Origin of the sequence: Streptococcus sp. HMSC070B10 (assembly GCF_001808665.1) — a bacterium.
Taxonomy (GTDB): Bacteria; Bacillota; Bacilli; order Lactobacillales; family Streptococcaceae; genus Streptococcus.
Genome location: NZ_KV794182.1, coordinates 1 through 9,245 on the forward strand (window position 1 = coordinate 1; position 9,245 = coordinate 9,245).

The following is a 9,245-nucleotide window of genomic DNA, read 5'->3' on the forward strand; positions in this document are numbered from 1 at the left end:
CTGGTGTTAATGGGGTAGAGGTGACTGGTGTCTCTATTGAGACTGGAACGACTTCTACTACGTTAACAGGTACAGGTACCTCTTTAGTCGCAACTACTTTACCATCTTTCACATACTCTACCACTACTGTCGCTGGGATTTGTACACCAACTGTTGCTGTAGGTGGTACTGTTCCTGTTTTAACTTCTGTAACTGTTACAGTAACTCCTGATGGAAGCCCCTTCACGTTATTAGCTGCTTTTTCAGCCTGTTCTTTAATAGCTTTTTCTAGTTCTTGCTTATCACTATCTTTAAGAACTGTTACACCTTCTGGGGTTACTTTTGGTAATACTGTCACTGGGACTTTTACTGTCTCTTCACCATTTGCATACTTAACTTTAGTTGGTACTGTTACATCGGTTGCTCCAACTTTATCCTTTGTATCTGGTAAATCAGCTTCTGTTGGATCTTGTACTGTTCCACCTTGTCCTGGTGTTACTGCATCTTTTACTTTAGCTATTTCAGGTTTGTCGCCTTCAACAACGTATACTTGATCAGCATTTGAACCAACGACATTTACAGTAATTTCTGCATCTTTTGTATACTTAACGCCATCTACTGTATAGGTTACTGGGACTTTTACAGTTCCTTTGTTTGTTCCTGCTTCCGATGTAATGGTTGCAAGCACTTCTTCTGTAATCGCTCCAACTTCTACATCTTTGGCACCATCTGGTAATTTAGCTTTGAAATCTGCTGAGTTTGCTACTTCTTCCGCTTTAGCTTTAGCTACTTCTTTAACTTTATCTGTAGTTTCACCTTTTGGTACTGTTACTTCACCTTTAGCAACTGGCAATACTGTTACTGGTACTATTACTTTCTCTAGATCTTTAATTCCTTCGTAAGTTACTGGAACTTCGACTGTTACATCTGTAGTTCCTGCTTTTCCAGTTGTTTCTGGTAATGTTGTTGGTTTACCAACTGTCCCGCCTTGTCCTGGTGTTACGGCATCTTCAGCTTTCGTTGGTTTATCACCTTCAAACACGACTACTCGTTTAGTTGTTGATCCAACTACTGTTACTGGGACTTCTACTTCTTTAGTACCAATAACGTTTCCTTTTTCATCAGTATATTCAATAACTACCTTAGCTGGTTTTTGTTCTCCTGTAGCAGTTGTTTCAGGTTTTTCTTTCACTTCTTTAACAGTTACTGTTACACCTGCAGGAATATTATCTTTTGGTAATGCATCCACTACTTCTTGAGCTTTTGCTTTAACCATTGTTTCTAAATCTGTGCTATCTTTAAGTACTGTTACTCCCGTTGGTTTAACAACTGGTAATACTTTCACAACTGCAGGGACTTCTACAAGTTTATCTTCACCATCTTTCGCAACTACTGTTACTTTCTTATCTCCAGGTGTTGTTGTATCTACATCACCATCTTTATAGGTGAACTTAGTTCCGTCTGGATATTGATCAGGATTAATGCTTTCAGATGGATCTGGTTGTGTATTTTGAGGATTTTCAAATACATATTGCACTTCAGGATCTACTACCACAACTTTAGCTGGAACTTTAACAATCGTATCTTCACCAACTTTAGCCACAACGACTACATCTTTCTCTCCCGATGTAGTTGTATCTACTGGAGTTTCATAAGTAAATTCCGTTCCGTCTGGATATTCACCCGGTGTGATACTTTGTTTAGCTTCTGGTTGTTTATTAGCTTTATCAGCCACAACGTATTGTGGAATACTGTCAACTACACGTACTGTTGCTGGAACTCTTACTAGTTCATTTCCATTTTCATCAGTAACAATAATCTTAACTTCTTTATCTCCAGGTGTTGTTGTATCTGGTTCTTTTTCGTAAGTGAATTTAGAACCAGCTGGATAATCATCTGGATTGATACTATCTTCTGCTTTTGGAGCTTCTTTTGGATCTACTGGGACAATTTGTGGATATCCTTCAACAACTTTAATCGGTACATTAACAGTTTCTTCACGTTTATTATCCCCTGAACCATATGTCACTGTCACAGGAGCTGTTAATGTGTCATCCCCAACTTTATCAGTTGTATCAGGAAGTTTAGTTTCATCTACTGTTTTCTCATTTCCTTTAGTAGTAACAGCATCTTTTAATTTTTCTGAAGATGGTTTATCTCCTTCTACTACATAAACAGGTTTTGCAGTTGAAACTTGTGGTTTAACTTTAATTGTAAACTCTTGATCTATTTCTTTCTTAGTATCAAATGTTGGATCCTGATCAAATGGATTATCTACAACATCATATCCCATAGATTTCAAAACATCAACACGTGCTTGAACTTTTTCTTCTGGAATTTTATCTCCTGATTTACCAGTAAGATCATCAATATTATATTTCGTATCTAATGGTGTTTCAACACCTTCATCATCTACTGAAACAAATTTTACTTTTGCTTTTTGATCGTCTTTTTCATAGGTAATCTTGATGTTTGCTTTTGGATCCGTAATTTGTGGTGGTTTATATCCTTCTTCTGGATTTGCAGGATTGACTGGTTCTAATGGTGTACCATTTCCATCTTTTGGAGTATATCCATCTTTATGAGGGATAATTTGTGTAATTTCACCAGTCTTGGTTGGATCGTTTGGATCGTTAGGGAATGGAATCGGATCCCCATCCTTACCAGTGGTTGGATCAACAGGAATCCAGCTTCCAATTTTCGTATAAGTAACTTTATCAGTTTCATCAGGGATTACTTTTGTATCTTTTGCAGGGGTTGCTGCTTCTTTAGCAGGAATTTCCTTTTTATCAGCAATATATCCTAGTAAAACATCTACTCCAACTTTATCCCATGTTTTATTAGGACTTTCCCAATCTGTATAGCTTACTTCTTTTGTGACAAGATTAACAGTCGCTTTTCTTGTAAATGGCACCGTTTGAACAGTATCATCCTTAACTTTTACTTCAGGTGCTGTATCAGAATCTTTCTTCACATAAGAAATCACACGTTTAGCGGTCGTATTCAAGTCAGATTCAGCCAAGCCTTCAGGCCATTTCAATTCTGGATTCTCTCCATTAGGATCTACTGGGCTGTCTTTTTCATGAGGTGTTGATGAAGGTACTTCAATGATTCTAGGTTTAACAACAATTTTAAATGTTTGAGATGGTGCTGGTGTACCATCTTGGGCATTGATGTCTTCTTTATCATCAAATGTTGGATGATGATTATCCTGAGTATGATAGTCATCACTTTCTACTTCATAACCTTGATTCTTCAGTTCTTTGATTTTGTTTTCAACATCTGTACTTGCTGGTAATTCTGAACCAGATTTACCAGTTAAATCAAAGCTAGAAACCACTTCATTTGCAGCTCCATCGACTTTCTTCTCAATCACTACTTTAGCTGTTTGAGTAGAAGGTATATATGTAATTGGTGATTCTCCGAATTTATCCGTTGGTGTAAATCCATCTGGCACTTTATATCCTTGAGTTGGATCATTAGGATTTTTCGGTGTCAATTCTTTTCCATTATAAACTGGAGTATAGCCTGGAACGTATGGAATTGTTACAGTACTAAAATCTCCTGGAACTGTTGGATCATTTGGGTTATTTGGATAAGGAATTTTATCTTGAGCACCATTTGGTTTCTTACCTTCTGGATATTTAGGAGTAAATGAACCAATTTCTTTATAAAGAACTTTTGTTACTTCTGGAGTAACAGTTCCATCTTGTGTAGGAACTGGTGCTTCTTTTTCAGCTACTGTTTTATCTGCTTCTTTTACTAATAAGTAATTTTCTACTACTGGTGATTCTACAGCATTGAATTTACCTTTTGTTCCATCTACTGTAGCATCCGTTAATTTATCAGCTTCATTATAGACTTCCCAATCAGAGTAAGTTACTTCTTTTGTTTCAGGGTTAACGGTTGCTGTACGTTTGTAAGTTACTTTTTGCACCTTTTCAGCATATAAAGGAGTAGCATTATCTTTGTTTGCATCTTCTTCTTTTAGATACTTAATAGTACGAGTTACTTCTTTAACTAAGTCCTCACGTGTTATTCCAGCTGGATATTTACCGAGATTTCATCTCCAGGTTTCACTGGTGTATCTGGTGCTTTGGGAGATACAGGAGATGTTGTACTTGGATCCGTTGGATCAGTTGTTACTGTTGGATCTACTTTAATTAGGTCTAAGACATGAACATTAACAGTTGTTTCTGTTGATTTCTTACCTTCGCTATCAGTTGATTGAACTTTTACAGTGTAATCTCCAACTTTAGTTGTATCTAGATTACCTGCATCACTTACTGCGACTGTTGGTTTAGTAGAATCAACTCCATCACGATCATCTTCTAAGTCTGTTGCTGATGGTTTCGCTTTTTCTAGAACTTTATCATTATTCCATTTGTCAGCTTCTTTGGTTTTATAAACATATAAATCTTTTTTCTCAACTGCTACTGTTGGAGCTTCGTTTAGAACATTAGCATAAGCTGGATCTGATTCGTTACCTGCTTTATCAAGCACAGTAACTTTGATACGTTTGTCAGGATTTGTTGTCTCATTCGCTTCTGTCAAATCTGTTCCTTTTGGAACTGGAACAACTAATTTACCATCGCGTACTTCAACTTTTGTTTCACCAATATACCAACCATCTTCTTTTTTATTTAAAGTAATTGGAGTTTTACTATTTGGTAACGTAACTTTCATTGAAGTTACTCCACCAATAGCTTCTTTAATATTGTCTACCTCAGTATCAGCATCACGGTCCGTTCCATTGTTTCTATCATTGTCAGCGATATCTTGTTTTTCTCTAGGTACATCTGTTAAATTAGTATCTTTTTCTGTTGGAACAGAAATTAATAATTCTGTTGGTTGATTTTTATCAGTTTTTTCTCCATTAATGCTATCAGTATGAACTGGTTCCACAGTAGGAGTTACTGGTTTAATCGTATCGATGTAAATTGTTTTGTTGTAGTAGTAATCTGGATTGTCTGTATTTCCTAGAGCATTGAATGTATTTCTATATGGACTATTTGGATTTACAACACCTGTATTTTCTAATACTCTGTTGCCTTGTAAATCTGTAAATCCTTCTTTAATTTCTGCAGTTACCTTAAAAGTAGCTGTCCCTTTGAAATTTTTTGCCGTTGTGAAATCAATACCGAATGTTCTTGTCCCATTCTTTGCTGGATCTGAATCCCCTGCATTGAATTTCAATCTAAGCGTTCTTGTTGCTTCATCATACGATACGACTTGGAAAGGACCAGGCCAATTCCATTCATTTGCTTTTTTTAGAGAATCTTTTAATTCGACACCTTCAGGAATTTTAATTGTGTATTCATAAGCGCCGTACGTTGGTAACCCACCAACGTTTTTCACAGTAACTCTTAATTGACCGGATTCTTTGTCTTTATAGAGAGTGTCTTCTCCATAAGAGGATGTAGCCTTATTACGAACAACATCTGTTGTCATTTCTAATGCAGCACCAACAGCTAAGTTGACCCCACCTACAAAATATCCATCTTCAATTTCTGATTTACCATTTACTGGATAGGTCTTTTTAAATGCTGGTCCATCCTCTAGTGCCTTAATTGTTATTTTAATTTTTTTAGTCGTATTTGGAGTATTAATAATCGTTCTCCAGAATCCGAAACCATTACCATTCCCTCCATCACCATACGGAGTTGAAACGTGTGTTGTTTCACTATTATTATTCGCATCTTTCAGTGTTGTTAAAACTTCACCTGTGTCTGCATCTGTAACGGTAATTTCTACTTTTTCACCAGTACCAGCAGTACCCATATTCCCATAGGCACCACCCGTTAATGCACTAAGATATAATCTAGAATTCGGATTGACATTAAATTCTTTCGAAATTTGTGTACCTTTTTTATTTAACTGAATATAATAGCCTTTACCGACAGCAGAATGTTCTGCATTATTTAAAGGAATACCAGGTACACTTGAGTAGTTGACACCATTTGCATAGTTTTGATTAGCTTTATTAGGCGCTAAAGGATTGTCTGGAGTAGGAGTATCGTTATACTGTCTATCAATACTTCCATTATTATCGTAAACTTTAGATGGTTTTGGTTCAAATCCAGCAGGTCTATCAGCCGCAACTTCTGTTGGAGCTTCAGGTTTGATAGCTGTTACATAATTATTTGTCCCTTCTATCTTCCAACCATCAATTTCATTTTCTATTCGTTTTTCTTTCCAATTGTAAGTAATTTTCCCTAACTTCACTGGGGCTGGATTTGGACTACTAGCATTATTTCTTGAATATTGATTTTCAACAGTTGCGGATTTTGTTTCAACATCTGGAGTATTGAAATCAATATCCCCAAATTGATTTTTCAAACTTGAAATAACGTTATCTACTGGGTTAGCTCCTACCCCCCTCTTATTATTACTTGTAGGACCTTCCGCTGCTTGTTCCCCTACACCAGTAGGAGTCGCTCTAAACCCACTTTCCCCTTTACCAGGAATTGCTTTTCCGTTTCGTGGATCTTGGTTTTTATTTGTTTTTTCTACTTTAGCTTCTGTTTCTGATTTATCTTCTACAGCAGGAGACACTTTGGGCATGCTCTCAATTACAAAAGCCTTTTCTCCTAATCTTGCAACAGTTTTATCTACCTCTGCCTGAGTTGCTTTATCATTTGCTGATAAAGCTTGAGCTTCTAATAGTGCTGCCTTTGCATCCTCAATAGTTTTTGATGTTTTATTACTAATTTCAACTTTATCGATAGCTGATTGAATACGTGAAATCGCTTCTGATAACTTACTGAAGTCTACCTTTGCAATATTTTCTGGTGCTACCCTATCTTCATTAACTAAAGCTTCAGCTGAAGTTACTACTGGTTTAGAAACTGGATCTTTAGAAGGAATTTCTTTTCCCTTAGCATCAGAGCTCGAAACATTCTCTTCGTGATTTAGGTTTTCTTGAGATGGCGATGACTGTTGATTAGACAAATTTGAGCTCGTTCTTGCATCGTTTCCTTGAATAGTGTCAGCTTTTGCAGTGGCTCCACCTCCAAACATCATAAGCGCTGCAATCGCTACTGATGCTGCACCAAAACTATACTTTCGGATTGAAAATCGTTGAACTTTTTGTCCATGATATTTTTTTATTCGTGAGTACATTACTACTCCTTTACTTATATTTTTATTTACATCAAGAAAAGTCAGTAAAATCCTCAAATTGATACTAAGAAAATCCCTGACTTCACCTATTGTATAATAAACATAATAACTCTATCCATTCATTATGTCAAGCAATTCGATATTTTAATCGATGTTAATATATAAAAAAGCAAAGATAATTAATAGCTTCAGAAATATGATTAACAACTTTCAAAAAAGATTAAAAATTACCTCATATTTACATAGAAAAAGGAGCGGATATGATATCCTACTCCTTATTCTTATCAGAAAATCTAATTAGATTTAGTCTTCTTTTTTCTTACGAGCAACAAGCCCAAATCCGCTCAAGACACCTAAAAGTCCAAGTGCTGCTAGGCTAGCATGGTCTTCTGTACCAGTATTAGGAAGTTCAGCTTGTCCTTTAGCTTCTGATGAAGCTGCTGGAGCTTGTGGTGCTTTACCATTTACTGGTGCTGATGGCATCGTTGGAGTTGCTGGGTTAGCCGGTGTTGTTGGGTTAGTTGGATTAGCCGGAGCAACCGGTGTTGTTGGTTGACTTGGGTCTGTCGGTTTCACCGGACTTGTTGGGTTTGTTGAAGGTGTTGATGGAGAACCTGGTTGAGATGGAGTGAGTGAGCCTCCATTTGTAGTACCTTCTTTGACTTCTTTATAAACGTAAGTTACTTCTGTTGTTCCTTCTGTTACTTTACCATTTTCATCACCTTTAGTTGAAGTTGGTACTAATACGTATAGTTTTCCATCTTTCGTAGTGATTGTAGCTGGTTTGTTGTCACTTGTGTCATATGCTGAGCTTACTGATCCGTCTGTAGTATCTTTAACGTCTTCTGCGATTGTGTTACCCGCTTCGTCTACATAATGAACGACGACGTTTCCTTTTACTTCTTTGTACACATATGTTACTTCTGTTGTTTTACCTGCTTCAACACTTCCGTTTTCGTTACCTTTAGTTGATGCTGGGACTAATTCGTATACTTTTCCTTCTGGAGTTGTAATACGAGTTGGTTTCATATCGTTATCAGTAGTGTTGTACGCAGCTCCTGGTTTACCGTCTTTAGTATCAACAGCATCTGCTTGAAGAGTGTTTCCAGCTTCGTCTACGTAATGAACAAGAACGTTTCCTGCTTTTTCGTATACATAAGTGATTTCTGTAGTTCCTTCTACAACAGCACCGTTTTCTGGCTTAGAACCGTCTTTCAATTCTTTAGCTGTCAAGTAGTAAACTGTACCATCTTTTTCAAGTTTAGCTGGTTTGTTGTCAGTTGTATCATATTTATCACTTAGTGATCCATTTTCTACATCTTTCGTATCTTCAGCTAATGTATTTCCTTCTGTATCAACATAGTGAACGACTACATCACCAGTAACTTCTTTATAAACGTAGGTTACTTCTGTAGTTTCTCCAGCTTTAACTTTACCTGTTTCATCACCTTTAGTTGATTGAGGGATTAATTCGTATACTTTTCCTTCTGGAGTAGTGATACGGTTTGGTTTCATATCGTTATCAGCAGTGTTGTAGTCTGATTTTGGTTTACCGTCTTTTGTATCAACAGCATCCACTTGGATTGTGTTACCTTTTTCATCAGTGTAGTGAACGACTACTTGTCCTGCTTTTTCGTAAACGTAAGTTACTTCAGTCTTACCTTCTACTACGTCTCCGTTTTCTGGTTTAGAATCGTCTTTAACAGCTTTTTCTGTTAAGTAGTAAACAGTTCCGTCTTTTTCGATTTTCTCTGGTTTGTTGTCAGTTGTATCGTATTTAGCGTTTAGAGAGGCACCTTTTGTATCTTCTTTATCGTCAGCGATTACGTTACCTTCTGTATCAACGTAGTGAACGACTACATCACCAGTTACTTCTTTATAAACGTAGGTTACTTCTTTCGTTTCACCCGCTACAACTTTACCAGTTTCATCACCTTTAGTTGCTGTTGGTACTAGTTCGTAGACTTTACCTTCTGCAGTTGTGATACGAGTTGGTTTCATATCGTTATCCGCAGTGTTGTAGTCTGATCCTGGACGTCCGTCTACAGTGTCTTTTGCACCTGAAGCAACATTTGCACCAGCTGCATCAACACCTACTAATGGAGTTCCATCTTCTGTTTGGTAGTTAACGACTACTTGTCCTG

General features: G+C 36.9%; 3 protein-coding genes. All 3 read right to left on the reverse strand.

Features of this window, described 5'->3' with window-relative positions; genetic code table 11:
• Nucleotides 1–4,018, reverse strand: a 4,018-nt coding sequence (locus HMPREF2613_RS11545) for a mucin-binding protein (RefSeq protein ID WP_315940749.1), incomplete at its 3' end; no start/stop codon positions are given.
• Nucleotides 4,015–7,101: a YSIRK-type signal peptide-containing protein gene (locus HMPREF2613_RS05640; protein WP_070479604.1), complete on the reverse strand. Its 3,087-nt coding sequence runs from the start codon at nt 7,099–7,101 to the stop codon at nt 4,015–4,017. The genes HMPREF2613_RS11545 and HMPREF2613_RS05640, both read right to left, overlap by 4 nt.
• Before the next feature lie 303 nt (nt 7,102–7,404).
• Nucleotides 7,405–9,245, reverse strand: a 1,841-nt coding sequence (locus HMPREF2613_RS05645) for a MucBP domain-containing protein (RefSeq protein WP_148129939.1), incomplete at its 5' end; no start/stop codon positions are given.